This is a genomic window from Nocardia sp. NPDC050413 (genome assembly GCF_040655475.1).
GTDB lineage: Bacteria > Actinomycetota > Actinomycetes > Mycobacteriales > Mycobacteriaceae > Nocardia > Nocardia coubleae.
The window spans coordinates 251,237-266,705 of the sequence record NZ_JBFAJZ010000001.1; the positions used below are offsets into that span (position 1 = coordinate 251,237).

A 15,469-nucleotide genomic window follows, 5' to 3' on the forward strand; every position below is an offset into this window, starting at 1 on the left:
CGGTAGTCATCGACAAGCACTATAGCCCCCACGGGAAACAGTCGCCGCCGCTCACCGACAGGAGCCGCTCGATCAGCGGCGTAGGAGGTCGACGACGCCGGTGGTCGACTCTTTCCCGCCGCCCTCGGCGACTCGGCGTTCCATCAGTGTCATGAAGGGCTCGAGAAGTTCCGGGCTGACGCGCTGTTCCAGAGCGGTACGTCGCAGGGTGTCGTTCGTCGTGGCCATCATCGCCAGGTTCGACTCCACGTCCTGCGTGTAGTCCCCGCTCGCCAGCTGCGCGGCCGTGCCGAAGGCGTAGCCGGCCATCGCCTGCTGGTAGGCCACCATGAGTGGCGCGAATTCGACCGGTGAGATGTCCTCGCCACCGATGAGAGCGAACGCGTGCGCGGCGCCCGCGAACATGCCCCACATCGCACTGAGCAGCGCGATGTCGTACAGCGCTGCGAAACCGGCGTCGGTGCCGACGTAGGTGACGCCGGCGGGCACCGCCAAGGCCTCGGCATGGGTCTCGTGCAGCCGCGCCGAACCGCTGTAGAAGACGTACGCCCCCGAGTCGGCTGCGCCGATCATGGAGGGAACGGCCATGATCCCGCCGTCCAGGAAATTCCCGCCGCGCGCGGTGATCCACTCGGCGAGCGCACGGGCCTCGGCGGGTGTGCTCGTGGTCAGGTTGACGATGTCGCGGCCGGTCAGATCGACGCCGTCGAGGGTCGCGCGCACCGACGCGTCGTCGAGGAGACACACCACCACGAGCGTGTTCGCGCCGACGGCTTCGGCGACGGTCGCGGCGACCGCCGCCCCCGCCGGTGCCCGCCGTGGGCTGCGGTTCCACACAGTGACGGTGTATCCCGCCGCGAGCCACGAACGGGTGAGGGCCGAGCCCATGTCGCCGAGCCCGAGGACGGTGAGCGCATTATTTTTGTTGTCGGACATGCGGTTTAGTGTTGGCGTGGCATCCGGGCCGAACAAGTACGCACACCGAAGTGGGTACGCACTTCCGGGATAGCGAACAGGTAGAGGGAAGGAACCATCGTGCCGATCACACGCAGGCCGGGCGCGTACCGATGCGGACTCGACGCCACCATGTCGGTACTCAACGGCAAGTGGAAGATGATGATCCTCTGGCCGCTGAGCGAACGCCCCTACCGCTTCGGTGAGTTGCGCCGTGAGGTGAACGGCGTCACCGAGAAGGTCCTCACCACGCAACTGCGCGAGCTGGAGGCCGACGGGATCGTCCAGCGCACGGTGTACAACGAGGTCCCACCCCGCGTCGAGTACTCCCTGACCCCACTCGGCGAGCTCCTCAACAACGCACTGCTCCCCTTGGAGGCGTGGGGTCGCGAACACCTCATGGGTGAACAGGTCGTCCGGTCCGGTTCCTGAGCCGGTTCAGGTGGTCGACGTCGGCCAGTTGCGCGGTAGTCCCAGAATGGCGCCGACGCTGCGGATCGCCGACATCACCGCCCGAATATCGTCGGGTCCTTGCCCGAAAGCCTCGGTGCGGTCATCGATGCGGAAGGGGCACAGGTAGGTGTGCGGGCGATTCGGATCCCGGCGCGGCCGCGCGATGGTGACGACTACCGGGCCCGAGGAAGTTTGGACTGCGCGGGCTCCCAGCGGCGGACCGAACGCGCGGGGGTCGGCCGCACCCGCGCCGGAAGCGTTGGGCAGTAGCCGAGGTAGCGCGGGTGTTCTAGGCTGACCGGCCGCTGCTCCGTTGGGCAAGTCGACTCGGGTCGCGGTGTCTTCGACCTCCACAAGTGCGGCGTAGACGGCGGCCAACCTGTTCGGGCCCCGGACCTTGTGTTCACGGCTACCGCCGACCCGATATGTGCACAGCCAGTCGTGCGTCGATGTGTCGTGTCGTGGCTCGCCGATCTCTATGCGCACCTCCCGTTCGCCGTCCCTGACGGCAGTCACGACGATCACTTCGCCCCGTTCGTTGTTCACTGATCCTCCTGAATACGGAATGACTCCGCGTGTGGACGGCGATGACATGGCCGGACCGCCGCCCGGACAGATTCGTATCGGGGCGGAGGTTCAGCGACCGTGCTGCTCCGGATTTCCGCGACACGGTGAAAGCGGCTCAGGGTGTCCGGCTCCCGATCGATTGCGCCAGGAACGGCCAGGAAGTACGCAGATCGTCTTCCCAGTAGCCCCACGAATGCGTCCCCACCGGCCGCTCGTCCAGCGTCACCGGGATGTCCAACTCGCGCAATCGATGTGCGAGGTTCATCGTGCAGAAGTGCACCGCGGCCTCGATCGGCCCGCCGAAGGCGATCTGGATCGGCAGCGGAATTCTGCCGTCCCGCACGCGCGGATCGGCAGGCGTGTCGTGGGGTGCGGCGGGGATTCCGCTCCCGGTGCTCAGGTAGATCGCGGTGCCGCGCAGCCCCTCCGCGTTGACCAGCGGATCGTTGGCGCGCCACAACGGCCCGGTGCGCGGGCCCCACATGTTCTCGACGCTCTGCGCGCCGCCCCAGTTCTCCACCGTGATCCGCACGAATTCCTGCCCGATGGGGTCCGAGGTCTGAGCGCAGCCGCTGTAGGAGGCCACGCTGCGCCAGAACCCTGGTTTGGCGATCGCCAGATTCAGCACCGAGGTTCCGCTCATCGAAACCCCGACCAGGGTTCGGTTGCCGTCGGCGCGCAGGAAGTCCTCGATCACCGGCGGCAGCTCCTCGTTGAGGAAGGTCTGCCACTTGTTGCGCCCCAGCGCCGCATCGTCGCGCACCCAGTCGGTGTAGTAGGAGCTCGCGCCGTCGACCGGGGTGACGACGTTGACGTCCTTGTCGCGCAGGAAGCTGACGGCATCGGTTTGCGCGTCCCAGCCGCTGCCACCGGGGCCGCCTTGCGAACCGTTGAGAAGGTACATCGTGGGCCGCGGATTCGAGGTGTCGGCAGCACGGATCACCTGCAGCGGAATCGGCCTGTTCATGGCGGGGGAGTACACCGCCACGTTCAGCTGCCGGTCGTCGACCGCGTCGGCGGACAACACCCTGGCCGGCTCTGGTGCCGCGGTCGCGGAGGTGACCGAGCCGCCGAGTGCGCCGGCGATCAGGAGGCCGACAAGGGTCGATCGCAGGGTTGCTGTGCGGGTAGGACGATGTTGTCGCACTGTCGAGAACCTCTCGTGCCGGTCGCGCCCTCCGGATGAGGACATCACAGGGTGTGCCAGGGACGGATCGGCTACGCGAAACGGCCCTGGCGGAAGTTCGCGCTGCCCCCGTCCGCGGTTTGGTCTTTCGGACAACTGGTGCGAGCACGCCGGGTCATCGCCTCGGCGCCACTGTTCATCGCGTTGATTCCAGGTCGGTGTCCGCAGCTGTAAACCTTTGTGTGCGAACGACTTCGGGACATCGGTGCGGCGTGCGACACTGGCACGGAGGTAGAGATCGGTGCGCGAGACCGGCCTGACGAACCCGCGAGGCCGGTCGATCGGGGAGGTCGTTGTGCTGCTGTTGGTCGACCCGGATGCGGAGTTGTCGTCCGCCGAGGAGCGTTTCGCCGACTGGGTCGAGTGGAGTCCGGCCCAGTCCGGTGTGGTGTTGCTCGACGTCAACGTTCCGTACCGCGGTCACACCCGTCAGCTCGACGCGCTGATCTTCACCCGTCAGCGCTGTATCGCGGTCGAGATCAAGGGATTCCGCAGCGTGCAGCACGGGACATTGATCATTCCGCCGAACGGGCCGTGGGTGCTGGACGACGGTGAGGTCGCCGACATCTACGGCAACGACTACAACCACGACCCCGTCAGACAGGTCCGCACGAACTCCTTGGCGGTGAAGAACTGGGCCACCAGCGCGACCCGGCGGCCGTGCTTCGTCTGGGGCCTGGTCGTGGTGATGCTGCTCCCCGGCCAGGATGTTCCGTCGCTGCAGGTCGACGCCCATCCGGAGAAGACCGACATCATCGTCGAAGACTTCGACGTGTTCCGGTATTACCTGCACCGGTTGGACGACCAGAAGGTGCAGTGGGACGCGGACCGGGTGCATACCCTGCTGACGCGCCTCGGTGTCGCGCATCGCTACGACGGCCGTCGGGAGACGATCGCTACCGCGCTCGGCGAACCTGTCTACCCCGACGACGGTGTTCCCGGTGCGCCTCCACTGCGCTGCTACTGAAAGGGCAGACCAAGCCTGCCCTGCTCGCCGCGGTGTTCGACGAAGCCTGGGCAATCGTCCTCGGCGAGCATCGCGTGCCGCGAGATCAGCGGAGGCTCGGGAGCTGCCGCCCGCTCACTTCTGCGGATGCAGCACCAGCACGGTGATCTCGCTGGGCGCGAACACTCGCATCGGCGGCCCCCAGTACCCGGTTCCACGGCTGGTGTAGAGCTGGGTGCCGTTCGCGTGGCTGCTCAACCCGGCGACGACCGGTTGGTCGAGTCGGACCAGGTAGTGGAAAGGCCAGATCTGACCGCCGTGGGTGTGGCCGGAGATCTGCAGCTCCACCCCCGCCGCCGAACTGTCGGTGACCTGACTGGGCTGATGTGCGAACAGAACCACCGGCAACCCCGGGTCGGTACCCGCGAGCGCGCCCGCGAGATCAGGGCCGTGGCCCGGCACATCGGCGCCCGTAGGATCGTCGATCCCGGCAACGGTCAACCTGTCCCCGTCGCGTTCGACGGTCCGGTGCGCGTTGTGCAGCGGCTGCCACCCGATCGAGGTCATGTAGTCCAGCCACGACTGGGCATCGCCGAGGTACTCGTGATTGCCGGTGATGTAGAACCGCCCCAGCGGCGCCCGCACCCCGGCGAGCGGAGCAACCTGATCGCGCCGGTCGTCCACCGAGCCGTCGACGAGGTCACCCGCCAGTCCCACGATGTCGGGTCGCTGCGCGTTGACTTCCTCGACCACCCGCTGCGACCAACCCTCCCGATCCAGCGCCGCGAAGTGGGTGTCGGTGAGCACCACCACCCGCAATCCGTCGAGTCCCGGCGCCAGCCCCGGTATCGCGACGTCGACGGTGCGCACCTGCGGCACCCGCCGCGCCTCGTAGACGCCGTACCCGGTCAGCACGACCGACACCACCACCACGGCGAGTGCGACAACTCGACTCGTACGAACTCCCCGTGCGCCGACCATCCGCAGCCCACCACGGACCACCAGCCCGATCACCGACCAGCTGAACAGCACCCACACCACCCCGAGCAGGACGTCCCCGACGACCGCTGCCGAGTCGATCTGCGGGGGCCCGTGCCCGAGGACCAGCGCGGCCGGCAGGCAGATGTACCCGGCGACGAACGCCGCGGTGCCGACCCGGTAGAGCGGACCACTGCGTTCGGTGGGGGCGGCGATCAGCGCCCACCACGGCACAGCGAGCATCACCGCCGGAATCAACACGATCAGTACCAGCAAGACAGCGGAGCTCACGAAATCCCGTTCTTCACAAGGCGCCCCGGGGCGGGACGCGGTTTCGGCGTGACGCGGCTATTGTGCGTCAGCGCGAGATGTCGATGACGACCGGTGGACTTCGGTGGCGCGGCGTTCGTCCATCGCCCTGTAGCCCTCGCATGCCGGATTGAACCGCACCACCTGGGGTAAGCGCGTCGCGGCGACACGAGAGATTCCGAGCGCGACCGACTTGGAGGCACGATCATGTCCCTTCCTGCCCAGCAGCAAACCCCTCCCGGTGTCACCGGCGAGATGTACCCGAAACCCGATCACGGGGAAAACAGCTATCGCGGCTCCGGCCGGTTGGACGGATCGACGTGCTGGTAAGCAATGCCGCCTTCCAGATGACTCGCGATTCGATCACCGACATTCCCGATGCGGAATGGGACCACACCATCGCGGTGAATCTCAGCGCCTTCTTCCACCTGACGAAGGCGGCGGTGCCGCATATGCGGTCCGGTTCGTCGATCATCGGGTCCTCGTCGGTGAATTCCGATGTGCCGCCGCCGACGCTGTTGCCCTACAACGCCACCAAGGCGGGCATCGCCAATATGGTCGCCTCGCTGGCTCAGATGCTCGGCGAAAAGGGCATCCGCGCCAACAGTGTGGCGCCCGGGCCGATCTGGACGCCGCTGATCCCGGCGACGATGCCGACCGAGCAGGTGGAGAGCTTCGGTTCTCAGGTGCCGCTGGGGCGACCGGGGCAGCCTGCCGAACTGGCGCCGGTCTATGTCCTGCTCGCCTCCGATGAGGGCAGCTATATTTCCGGCGCCCGGGTCGCGGTGACCGGCGGCCAGCCGATCCTATGACCGGCGGCGGGCCCGCGCTGTACCCGCTGCGGCTGAGCGTGACCGCCAAACCATTGGTGTTCGGTGGACACGCGATCAGCCACCGCCTCGGTAAAACCGGCATCCCGGACTGGAGCATCGCCGAGACGTGGGAATGCAGTGACGTAGACGGCGAAGGCGCACAGGTGATCAATGGGCCCTTGGTCGGCCGCTCACTGCGCAGCTTGGTCAGCGAGTATCCCGAAGAGTTGATGGGTGCCGGTTGGGCAGGCGACTACTTCCCGGTGCTGACCAAGTTCATCGATGCCGCCGGCACCCTGCCGATCCACCTGCATGCCGACGACGAGACCGCCCGACGGGTGGAAGGTCAGCGCAATGGCAAAACGGAAGCCTGGCACATCCTGGCCGCCGCCCCGGGTGCCACGGCACTCTGTGGGGTCAAGGATGGCGTCGGCCACGATCAATTGCGCGCAGCCCTGCGCGATCAGGACTTCGACGCGGTCTTGCGGCGGCTACCGGTGATCGCCGGGCAGACCGTCTACGTGCCCGGCGGCACCCCGCACAGTTTCGGGCCCGACACCTTGATCTATGAAATCGAGCAGACCTCCGATATCCAGCAGCACGCCATGCACTGGAACATGGAGGACGGCTCACCGGTGACCGACGAGCAGTTCGACACCAATATCGATCTGCTCATGCAAGAAGTCCGTCTCGATCACCGGCCCGACTTCGAACCCGGCTTGAAAATCGCCGTCGACGACGGGGTACAACGGGTATTCCTCTGTGCTGGACCGTATTTCGCGCTCGAACGGTGGCAGGTCGGCGCTGTGCGACCGGCGCGGCACACCTTCGCCACCGCGCAGATCCTGACCAACGTCGGCGCACCGGTGCGGGTGCGCGCCGGAGATTTCGACGAGGAACTCGCGAGTGCGCAATCACTGTTGCTGCCCGCGATATGCGAACAGGTCGAGATCGTCGGGCCCGCCGACGTTCTGTTCGGTTACCTGCCCGACCTCGAACGCGATGTCGACACTCCGTTGCGTAAGGCGGGCTATTCCCAGGCCCTCATCGCCTCCCTCGGTGCGGGCCGCCCCGAGACCTATGAGCGGAGGCAGGTATGAGTTCGATGCCGTTCGACTATTCGGTGAACCAATTCACCACCACCCCATGGTCTTTCGAACAAGACGTCGCGCACTACACCGAGGCCGGAATCGGGGTGATCGAGCTCTGTCAGGACAAATTGGACGCCGACCGGAGCAAGGAACAATTGCCGGCGGCGGTGGCAGCGGGGTTGTCGATCCAGTCTGTGCAGCCGTCGGTGCGCACCATGGTGCCCAGCGCGGGACAACCGGAACCCAAGGAACTGCCGCAGCGGATCGAAGAATTCCGGCGGTGCGTGGAATTGGTGGCACCTTTCGCACCGGGGGCTGTATTCGTCACCAATACCGGGCCCGCCCCGCAGGGCGATATGGCCGAAGCCATTGCCCGGACCGTGTCGGGCCATCGCGAATTGGCCGCCATCGCCGCCGATCACGATGTCCGCATCGCGCTGGAACCGCTCAACCCGGTCTCGCTGAACCAGGAGAGCGCGATCTGGACCTTGCGCCAGGGGCTCGACATCGTCTCCGAGATCGACCGCGACAACGTCGGCATCTGTTTCGACACCTGGAACCTCTGGCAGGACGGGCACGTCCTCGACAGCCTGCGTGCCGCCGGCGACCGGATCTTTCTGTTGCAGGTCAGTGATTGGCGCACGCCCCGCTCGGGCGCCGACCGTCGCAGTGTCGGCACCGGCGCCATCCCGACCGGGAAACTGCTGCACGCGGTCTACGACATCGGCTACCGGGGACCCTGTGTGCTCGAGATCCTGTCCCAGGGTGTGCCCGACTCCGTCTACGACACCGACCTCGACGAACTCCTCCACACCAACCGCGCCGCTCTGGACAAGAGCTGGCACAACGATTGAGAGCCGCGATGGGATACGTGCGAGCCAATGACGGAACCCGGTTGCACTACGAGGAATCCGGGTCGGGCCCACCGCTGGTCATGATCCACGGGTGGACCTTCAGCGGCCGGTTCTTCGACCGCAACATCCCCGCACTGTCCGAACACGCGCGGGTGATCACCCTGGACCTGCGTGGCCACGGTGACTCGGACAAACCTGAGCACGGCTACCGCATCGCCCGCCTGGCCAAGGACCTGCACGACCTGCTGACCGCTCTGCAACTGGAGCGGCCGACCGTGCTCGGCTGGTCGCTGGGCTGCCCGGTGATCTGGAGCTATCTGGAATTGTTCGGCTCCGACCGGCTGGCGGGTGCGGTGTTCGTCGAGCAGACCCCGCGTCAGTACTACGCGGTGGACTGGAAATATGCCCACAACGCCTGCTTCGACGACGCCGCCCTGGCCGCGTTGCAAGCACAGGTCAGCGCCGACCCGGCCGGCCAAGATCGTCAGCAGCTGGCCACCATCATGCGCACCGAACCCACCGCCGAAGAACGCGCGACGTTCCTGGGCGAGATGGCCAAGTGCCCGCCCCCGGTCCGCAACGCCGTCATGGCCGACCACACCCGCGCCGACTGGCGCGACCTGCTCCCCACCCTCGACCTGCCCACCCTCGTCCTGGTCGCCCGCCAGGACAAGGTGTTCGACTGGCGCGGCCCGGCCTGGGTCGGCGAGCACGTTCCCCGCGCGCGAACGGAGTTCTTCGACAACAGCAGCCACGCACTCTTCTTGGATGAACCCGAAAAGTTCGACCAGGTGGTCGCCGACTTCGTTGCCCACCCGCGCGCGTAGCCCGGCATCAGGGCGCCCATCTCTCGGCGCAGCCGTTCAGTCTGCAGGGTGGGCGCCGTGGTGGTCGAGTCGGCGTTGGAGGTCGGTGTTGATGCGTTGTGCTTCGGCAAGCTGATCTTCGAGGATCACGATCCGGCACGACGCCTCGAGCGCATTACCCGCGTCGACGAGTTCGCGCACCCGCGCGGCGATGCGCAGCTGGTAGCGCGAGTAGCGGCGGTGTCCGCCCTCGGAGCGTTGCGGGGTGAGCAGCCGGGCCGCGTCGAGGCCGCGCAGGAACGCCGGCGTGACGCCGAGGATCTCCGCGGCCCGGCCCATGCTGTAGGCGGGATAGGTGTCGTCGTCGAGTTTGTCTGCGGCGCTGGTGTTGTCGGCGGATCGAGTGTTCGGGTGTTGCACGAGACCTCTCGGTTCAATGCCGGAAGGCCCCGGCGCGCTGGGCGCCGGGGCCTTGATTTTGGACTGAGGGATTGATTTCAACTGCATTCACCGGCCGTGGAGGCCCGGTCTGAGACACCGCATCCGACACTTCCCGGGACGCGGAACCGATAAGGGACTACTCAGTGGCCACCACCTCCTGGATCGTCGGTTCTTCCTGCGGTACTGCACTTGTCTTGCTCTTCATCGTTCCCTCCGGCGGTCCGGCCGACTGCACCGGATTCTCTTCTCCGCCAGAGGGAACGGTCGAACTTCTTCCGGGCAGTTCACCTGCCCGGCCATCTGATCTCTCAACCGGAACGACAGCGACTGTATACCCCAGCGCTGACAATGTCTACACCCGCCACAGTAGTTATTGTGGATCGGGTGGGCGCACATCAGCCGGGCCTCGGTAGAGCTCGGCGTCGGGAGCGGGAAGCGTCCACAGCGGTGCCGCGAACCTGGCTCCGACTCGTTCGGCGTGGTCCCGAGCGTGCCCTGTTCAGGCCTACGATCGCGGGTAGTCGAGGTTTCGACACGTCGATGATCGGAGGGACCTATGCCCAGCCACGCAACCCTCTCGGGGGAGCAGCTTCAGCAGGTCGCCCGCGAGACCGCGGCGGCGCTCGCTGACGTCGACCACGGGCGGCCGTTCACCCCGCATCTCGATGTGTGGAAAGTTGGCGAGAAGGTGTTTCTCATCGTCACCGATGACGACCCGGACCTGCAGATCATCACGGTGAAGGTGGACCCGGACCACGGGGATGCGCTGCGCCGCGATCACGACTCGATCACCCGGGGCCGCTACCTCGACAAACGGCATTGGATCTCCGTCGGGCCGGGCAGGGGCGTGACGAAACGGCTCGTCGAGGATCTGGTGCACGACTCCTACGACCTGGCCGCCGACCCAGGGAAGAAATCGTGAGCGAACAGCCGCCGTCGCTGTTCGAGGCCGATGACGCTTCCCGCCCGCTGGCGGACCGGTTGCGGCCACGGACCCTGACCGATGTCGTCGGCCAGGACCATCTGCTGGCCGAGGACGCCCCGATCGGCCGGATGGTCGCCGCGCACCGGTTGGCGTCGATGATCCTGTGGGGCCCACCCGGCTGCGGGAAGACCACCATCGCCCGGCTGCTCGCCGAGCGAACCGACCTCACCTTCGAACCGTTGTCGGCGACGTTCTCCGGTGTCGCGGATCTGCGGAAGGTGTTCCACGCGGCGCAGCGACGGAAAGAGGTCGGACAGGGCACGCTGCTGTTCGTCGACGAGATCCACCGCTTCAACCGTGCCCAACAGGACTCGTTTCTGCCCTATGTCGAGGACGGCACGATCGTCCTCGTCGGCGCGACCACGGAGAACCCCAGCTTCGAACTCAACGGCGCATTGCTCTCGCGCTGTCAGGTATTCGTCCTGAGACGCCTCGACGCCACCGCCCTGCGCGCGCTCATCGGTCGGGCCGAAGCCCTGCTCGGCCCGCTGCCTCTCGACGAGGACGCCCGGCAGGCGCTCGTCGCGATGGCGGACGGGGACGGCCGGTACCTGCTGAACATGATCGAGCAGGTGCAGGCATTGCCCGCACCCGTCGACCCGCTCGCCCTCGCCGCCGCGGTGCAGAAACGGGCACCGCTGTACGACAAGTCGCAGGAAGGCCACTACAACCTCATCTCCGCGCTCCACAAATCGATGCGCGGCTCCGACCCCGATGCGGCGCTGTACTGGTTGGCACGGATGCTCGACGGTGGCGAGGACCCGTTGTTCATCGCCCGCCGCATCACCCGATTCGCCACCGAAGACATCGGCCTCGCCGATCCCGCCGCGGTGCAGCAGGTCCTCGCCGCATGGGATGTGTACGAACGGCTCGGCTCGCCCGAAGGTGAACTCGCGATCGCGCAGGCGGTGCTCTATCTGGCGACCGCGCCGAAGTCGATCGGGGTGTACCGCGGCTTCGGCAAAGCCCGCGCCGCGGCGAAACGCACCGGCTCCCTGATGCCACCGGCGCACATTCTCAACGCCCCGACCCGGCTCATGAAGGACCTGGGTTACGGGGCGAACTACCAGTACGACCCCGACACCGAGACCGGCTTCTCCGGGGCGAACTACTTCCCCGACGGCATGCCACGGCAGACCTTCTACGAGCCGACCACCGGCGGATACGAGGCAGCGATCACCGAACGACTCCACCACTGGGCGCGACTCCGCAAGGACAGCGCCCCCGAGGCAGCCCCTGCGTCCGACACCGACTGATGACGTCAATCGCGGTGGAGTGGGAAGTTGGCTCGGATGGTGTTGTGTGGATCGCGGGTTGTTTTGATCTGTCGTAGGCGCGCAAGGGTTTCCGGGTCGAAGGCAGCTGAAGCCGTCTCGCCGGGGGCGAGGAAGGTGTAGGGCTTGGAGCCGGTGATGTGGGGGCCGAGGGCGTCGAGGATTTCGGTGAACCTGGTCTGGATGTCGTCGAGCAGGTGTGGAAGGCCGAGGCCGAGCATGTAGAGCGCGTACGGCTCGGTGACGGGCCCGCGGGCGCCACCTTCGGGCCGGGGTTCGGCGAGGGCGCCGCCGAGGCCGCGGAGCTGGATGTTGAGCAGCGGCGCGACCGGAGCCTCGATGAGGGTCTTGATCACCGCGTCATCGAGATCGGTGAGCAGCTCACCGCGCGACAGCGACGGGCTGGGGTCTGTCGGTTCGGCGGTGATCCGGCCGATCTGAGCCGGGGTCAACGCGCCTCGGGTGTCGGCGAGGATTCCCTCGATGCTGTCGAGCCGGGCGGTCAGCGCGCGGCCTTCGTCCGGCTCGCCGAGGTAGGCGAAGTCGATGGCGACGGTCGGTGCGGCGCCGGGGATCTGGTAGCGCTGCAACCAGACCGACAGTTCGGGTGGTGCGTCCGTGGTGAGTTCGGTGAAGAGGTCGAACACCGCGCGGGTGTGGTCGGCGGGCCACATCACGCGGCCGCCGTACAGGCGCGGCAGCGGGGACAGGTCGAACTCGATCTCGGTGACGATCGCGAAATCGCCGCCGCCGCCGCGCAGTGCCCAGAACAGTTCCGGGTCGGTTTCGGCGGTGATCCGGGCGCATCGGCCGTCGGCGTCGACGATCTCGAGGGCGCGCACCGCGTCGGCGGCCCAGCCGTATTTGCGTGCGAGCCAGCCGAATCCGCCGCCGAGGGTGTAGCCGGTGACGCCGACGACGGGATTGCTACCGGCCAGTCCGGTCAGTCCGTGCGTGGCGGCGGCGGCTTGGACGGCACCCCATTGCACGCCGGTACCGACCCTGGCCGTCCGGCGCTCGGCGTCGATCTCGAGACGGTCCAGGGCGCCGGTGCGGATGAGGATCGCGTCCTCGATCCCACCGGTCGCGCCGTGCCCGGTTGTCTGCGTGACTACTTGCCGGTTCGTGCTGCGCGCGAACCTCACCAAGTCGGCGGCGTCCTGGGCGTCGGCGACAGCGACGACGCCCGAAACCGGCTGCGCCACCGCCAGATTCCACGGCTGAACGGCCTGGTCGAATCCCGCGTCACCGGGCAGCAGCACACGTCCACGGACCGCACTACGCAATTCCTCGATACCCATTGCCATGTCCTCGCTTGCTGTTGCTTTGTCTCAGGTTGCTACCTGGTTGACGACGTAAGGCAGGCAAGTGTGACATGCGATGGGTGAACCGGATTTCGGCCTCGACCTGGGTCGGCGGGCCCAGCCGTTTTTCCATCGCGCTCGGGACGAAAGCCGCAAGGGCGCCGAACCTATCGCCGCTACTTCGACCGATCCCTGAATCCCGCAGGGGTGGATGACCCGATGCCTGCCACCGTGAACCCTGTGCCGTTCAGTAGCTGTTCATCGAGCAGGTTGCGGGTGTCCACGATGACGGGGTGTTCGACGGCGTCGGCCATCTTCCTCCAGTCGAGGGTCCGGAACTCGGGCCACTCGGTGAGGATCAGGATCGCGTTGGCGTCCTTCGCGGCGAGGTAGGGGTCGTCGACGACCTGGATTCCATCAGGGCCCGCCGCGAGGTCGTGTGCGCCGGATTGCGGCACGCACGGGTCGTATGCCGTCACGGCGGCGTCGTGGTGGGAGAGCTGACGAGCGATCGCGACGGCGGGGGAGTCGCGTAGGTCGCCCGTCCCGGCTTTGAACGCGAGTCCGAATACTCCGATCCGCATGCCCGCGAGGGAGCCGTCGACCGTGCCGGTGACCGCGCGACGGACCTTGCGCAAGACCATCGCGCGCTGATGGTCGTTGGCACGCACAGCGTCGCGGACGATGGAAAAGTCCACACCGGAGGCCTGCGCTACCGCCAAGAGGGCGCGGGTGTCCTTGGGCAGACACGAACCGCCCCAACCGGGTCCGGGTGCGAGGAACGACGGTCCGATACGCGCGTCCTTGCCCATCGCGTCGGTGACCTTCGAGATGTCGGCGTCGACGTGTTCGCACAGTTCGGCCACGGTGTTGACGAAGGAGAGTTTGACCGCAAGAAACGCGTTGCTGGCGTACTTGGCGAGTTCGGCGCTGGCCGTGTCGGAGCGCAGGACCGGCGCATCCGTTCCCTCGTAGAGGCCGGCGACGTGCTCGGCCGCCTCGTGATCCGGCTCATCCGCACCGACGACGACGCGGTCGGGGTGCAGGAAGTCGTGCACCGCGTAACCCTCGCGCAGGAATTCCGGATTGCTGACGACCGGATGCCGGTGACCGGTCAGCGCGGGGATGCGCGTCGCGGTGCCGACGGGGACGGTGGACTTGGTGACGAGCACGCAACCCGGAGGCAGGATCGGACTCAGCGTCACCAGCGCGTCCTCGAGAATGCTGAGATCCGCTGTGCCGTCTGTGCCCATGGGTGTGGGAAGGCACAGCAGGACTACTTCGGACTCGGCCAGCGACTGCGGGTCCGATGTGAAGGTCAAGCGGTCCTCGGCGAGTCCTTCACGGACCAGTTCGGGGAGGCCCGGCTCGACGATCGTGACGGTGCCCGCGCGGAGCGCTTCGACCTTGGATTCGTCGTTGTCCAGACAGGTCACATGATGGCCGAGATGTGCCAGGCACGCGGCACTGGTGAGGCCGACATAGCCCGCGCCGACCACACCCACGCGGTTACCCATGGCGCGCCTCCTGTCCGATCAGTGTCGCCGCGGTCGAAAGCACTTGTTCCGGTGTGATGGAGAGCAGTCCGGGATTCGGTCGGTCGGCATGCGGGTCGCCGACTACACCAGCCCAGAGGGTGATGTGGCTGCGCGCGTCGGGGGGTGGCCCCCACACACGCGGCGGGGTCGGTCCGAACAGCAGGACCGACGGTGTGTCGAAGGCGGTGGCGAGATGACCGACACCGGTGTCGCCGCAGACCACCAGAGCCGCGTCGGCGACGATCGCGGCGAGTTCGGCCAAGTCGGTACGGCCGGCGTACACCGCGGAGGGCGGTAGCCCCGCCTCGCGTGCGACCGCGGTCGCCAACAGGACTTCATTCGCCGAACCGGTGACCACCACTCGATGACCATCGGCGCTGAGCTCCCGGGCCACCGTCGCGAAATGTTCAGCGGGCCAACGTCGCGCGTTCGACGCCGCGCCGGGATGGATCACGATCACGTTCGATTCTGCGGCGGCGATATCCGGCGTGGGCAGCGCCAGCGCGCGCGGATCGGTGTCGATACGCGCGTACCCCAGCAGCCGGCACCACCGCTGCACCTCGTGCAATTCCGCGGACCACCGCGGCCCGGGGATTTCGGGAAAATCCGGGTGCTGATGAGTCAGCATCGTGGCTGGGCGCACCGCCGCCAGGTCCCGAATGCTCTGCGGCCCACTGCCGTGCAGGTTCACCGCCATTCTCGGTGATGCGCCGCTCCACCGCAGGGCGCCCAAGCCTGGAGTCGGCAGCAACTCGTCGACCGCGTCGATCAGGTCGACCAAGGGGCGCAGGGGCTCCGGCGCGGCGAGCACCACGCGATCGTCGGGGTACGCGGTCCGCAGCCCACGCAGGGCCGGCACGATCGTCAGCAGGTCGCCGAGGCCGAGCGCGCGCAGCACGAGAATCGTGCCGGTCAAGGCCACGACCCCGCTTCGGTCGTGCGCCGTGGATACCACTGCGAGCTCGCGCCGA

General features: G+C 67.2%; 15 protein-coding genes and 1 pseudogene. 8 read left to right on the forward strand and 8 right to left on the reverse strand.

Annotated features, from left to right (window positions below):
- Positions 1-72: 72 nt before the first annotated feature.
- A complete protein-coding gene (locus AB0I19_RS01180; protein ID WP_357143185.1) occupies positions 73-936 on the reverse strand; it encodes an NAD(P)-binding domain-containing protein in 864 nt (287 codons plus the stop codon).
- A 99-nt stretch (positions 937-1,035) separates the two neighbouring features.
- Between AB0I19_RS01180 and AB0I19_RS01185 the strand changes: the two genes are divergently transcribed.
- On the forward strand, positions 1,036-1,386 hold the full coding sequence (locus AB0I19_RS01185; protein WP_357143187.1) for a helix-turn-helix domain-containing protein: 351 nt from the start codon (positions 1,036-1,038) through the stop codon (positions 1,384-1,386).
- A gap of 6 nt (positions 1,387-1,392) precedes the next feature.
- Here AB0I19_RS01185 and AB0I19_RS01190 read toward each other — a convergent pair whose 3' ends face one another.
- Both AB0I19_RS01190 and AB0I19_RS01195 read right to left on the reverse strand, forming a co-directional pair.
- Positions 1,393-1,953, reverse strand: coding sequence for a hypothetical protein (locus AB0I19_RS01190; RefSeq protein ID WP_357143189.1), 561 nt, complete (start codon positions 1,951-1,953; stop codon positions 1,393-1,395).
- A gap of 136 nt (positions 1,954-2,089) precedes the next feature.
- Positions 2,090-3,121: an alpha/beta hydrolase family protein gene (locus AB0I19_RS01195; RefSeq protein ID WP_357143191.1), complete on the reverse strand. Its 1,032-nt coding sequence runs from the start codon at positions 3,119-3,121 to the stop codon at positions 2,090-2,092.
- 280 nt (positions 3,122-3,401) lie between these two features.
- On the opposite strand from AB0I19_RS01195, the gene AB0I19_RS01200 reads away from it, so the two are divergent.
- Complete coding sequence (locus AB0I19_RS01200; protein WP_357143193.1) at positions 3,402-4,127, forward strand: nuclease-related domain-containing protein; 726 nt, start codon at positions 3,402-3,404, stop codon at positions 4,125-4,127.
- A 114-nt stretch (positions 4,128-4,241) separates the two neighbouring features.
- Here AB0I19_RS01200 and AB0I19_RS01205 read toward each other — a convergent pair whose 3' ends face one another.
- Positions 4,242-5,375: a metallophosphoesterase gene (locus tag AB0I19_RS01205; RefSeq protein ID WP_357143195.1), complete on the reverse strand. Its 1,134-nt coding sequence runs from the start codon at positions 5,373-5,375 to the stop codon at positions 4,242-4,244.
- Positions 5,376-5,600: 225 nt separating this feature from the next.
- On the opposite strand from AB0I19_RS01205, the pseudogene AB0I19_RS01210 reads away from it, so the two are divergent.
- From AB0I19_RS01210 to AB0I19_RS01225, 4 genes and pseudogenes are all read left to right on the forward strand, one after another.
- Positions 5,601-6,205: pseudogene (locus tag AB0I19_RS01210) on the forward strand (SDR family oxidoreductase).
- A complete protein-coding gene (locus AB0I19_RS01215; protein WP_357143197.1) occupies positions 6,202-7,305 on the forward strand; it encodes a hypothetical protein in 1,104 nt (367 codons plus the stop codon). The pseudogene AB0I19_RS01210 and the gene AB0I19_RS01215 overlap by 4 nt, the downstream one beginning before the upstream one ends.
- A complete protein-coding gene (locus AB0I19_RS01220) occupies positions 7,302-8,150 on the forward strand; it encodes a sugar phosphate isomerase/epimerase family protein (protein WP_357143199.1) in 849 nt (282 codons plus the stop codon). Before AB0I19_RS01215 ends, AB0I19_RS01220 begins: the two co-directional genes overlap by 4 nt.
- An 8-nt stretch (positions 8,151-8,158) precedes the next feature.
- Positions 8,159-8,977 (forward strand): alpha/beta hydrolase, encoded by an 819-nt coding sequence (locus AB0I19_RS01225; protein ID WP_357143201.1) that lies wholly within the window; start codon positions 8,159-8,161, stop codon positions 8,975-8,977.
- 36 nt (positions 8,978-9,013) lie between these two features.
- Here AB0I19_RS01225 and AB0I19_RS01230 read toward each other — a convergent pair whose 3' ends face one another.
- Positions 9,014-9,376 (reverse strand): MerR family transcriptional regulator, encoded by a 363-nt coding sequence (locus AB0I19_RS01230; protein WP_225279435.1) that lies wholly within the window; start codon positions 9,374-9,376, stop codon positions 9,014-9,016.
- Between the two features lie 577 nt (positions 9,377-9,953).
- Between AB0I19_RS01230 and AB0I19_RS01235 the strand changes: the two genes are divergently transcribed.
- On the forward strand, positions 9,954-10,319 hold the full coding sequence (locus AB0I19_RS01235; protein ID WP_357143203.1) for an MmcQ/YjbR family DNA-binding protein: 366 nt from the start codon (positions 9,954-9,956) through the stop codon (positions 10,317-10,319).
- The gene (locus tag AB0I19_RS01240; RefSeq protein WP_357143205.1) at positions 10,316-11,638 is read left to right on the forward strand and encodes a replication-associated recombination protein A; all 1,323 of its coding nucleotides are present in this window, start codon (positions 10,316-10,318) and stop codon (positions 11,636-11,638) included. The genes AB0I19_RS01235 and AB0I19_RS01240 overlap by 4 nt, the downstream gene beginning before the upstream one ends.
- A 5-nt stretch (positions 11,639-11,643) precedes the next feature.
- Here the strand turns inward: AB0I19_RS01240 and AB0I19_RS01245 are convergent, their stop codons facing one another.
- The 3 genes from AB0I19_RS01245 to AB0I19_RS01255 all read right to left on the reverse strand — a co-directional run bounded on the left by AB0I19_RS01245 (position 11,644) and on the right by AB0I19_RS01255 (position 15,414).
- The gene (locus AB0I19_RS01245) at positions 11,644-12,957 is read right to left on the reverse strand and encodes an FAD-binding oxidoreductase (protein ID WP_357143207.1); all 1,314 of its coding nucleotides are present in this window, start codon (positions 12,955-12,957) and stop codon (positions 11,644-11,646) included.
- Positions 12,958-13,136: 179 nt separating this feature from the next.
- The gene (locus AB0I19_RS01250) at positions 13,137-14,477 is read right to left on the reverse strand and encodes a UDP-glucose/GDP-mannose dehydrogenase family protein (protein WP_357143209.1); all 1,341 of its coding nucleotides are present in this window, start codon (positions 14,475-14,477) and stop codon (positions 13,137-13,139) included.
- Complete coding sequence (locus tag AB0I19_RS01255; RefSeq protein ID WP_357143211.1) at positions 14,470-15,414, reverse strand: glycosyltransferase family 9 protein; 945 nt, start codon at positions 15,412-15,414, stop codon at positions 14,470-14,472. The genes AB0I19_RS01250 and AB0I19_RS01255 overlap by 8 nt, the downstream gene beginning before the upstream one ends.
- Positions 15,415-15,469: the final 55 nt, after the last annotated feature.